Annotated in this window: 2 protein-coding genes; both read left to right on the top strand. The window is 33.2% G+C overall.

Annotated features, from left to right (window positions below; genetic code table 11):
- A partial coding sequence (locus FC65_RS12650; RefSeq protein ID WP_235803136.1) for a hypothetical protein occupies positions 1–210 on the top strand: 210 nt, incomplete at its 5' end.
- 126 nt (positions 211–336) lie between these two features.
- The coding region (locus FC65_RS10845; protein ID WP_156408637.1) for a type II toxin-antitoxin system death-on-curing family toxin at positions 337–916 on the top strand (580 nt) is incomplete at its 3' end.

The raw sequence follows: 916 nt of genomic DNA, 5'->3' as shown, positions 1-916 counted from the left end.
ATCTTCACTTATAGTTTAAGCTTTACACTTGTCGCACTTGATTTGACAATTGGGGGTAAGAATGCTAATTTGACTTACCTGGACAAAAAATCTATTATTAATGATATACTATCAAAAGGCGGATCAATGTCCCCGCCTATGTTGTGGTTATCGTGCTCACCTTACCCGGGTGGGCGTTATTTTTTGTGCTATACTTTATTTGAACTTTGAAGGGAGTGGTTAGTTATAGAAAAAATAAGATATAACGGCTATGACTATGATGGGGTCCTGATAAATCCTATAGATAAGGATGTAGATTTTATAAAACCTCATCAAAATGAGTTTGCAAAAGTAGTTATGAGAACTCTATTTAAAGAAAAGAAACTAGAAAATAGAAAAGAAGGCACAATGGTTTATTCTGCAAACCAAAATAATAATCATGGTATAGATGTAGAGGTTAAAACCAATGGATACAAATGGCTCTTTATATATGTACCGATAGATATAATATTTCCTTCTTTAGATGATGTGTGTAATTGGAATGAAAAAGCTCAAAAGATTTTTGAAGAAGAAGGGATATATGGTTTATATGGGTTGAAAGATCCAGGAATTATAACTAACTTATTATCAGTGGTAAAAAATTCTGTAGTGTTTGGTCAAGACGTATTTCCCACGGTTACGGCTAAGGCCGCTCATATTTGGCATGTGATAGCTAAATACCAAGCTTTTAACAATGGCAACAAAAGAACAGCTTTTATGACAGCACAACTTTTCTTAGAAGCTAATCAATTCTATTTCGTAGCCGACAACGATCAAGAATTAGAAGACGCACTTTATAAAGCCTCTGTTAAAATTGCAGTAGGAGAATATACAGAACAAGACGTACAAAAGTTTATTTACGATAATATTAACCTGAATTATTCATACTTTTCCCTTA

Source organism: Ligilactobacillus acidipiscis DSM 15836, assembly GCF_001435755.1.
GTDB classification, from domain to species: domain Bacteria; phylum Bacillota; class Bacilli; order Lactobacillales; family Lactobacillaceae; genus Ligilactobacillus; species Ligilactobacillus acidipiscis.
Note: the sequence above shows the minus strand (reverse complement) of the source record. Positions and strands in the feature narration are given on the sequence as shown.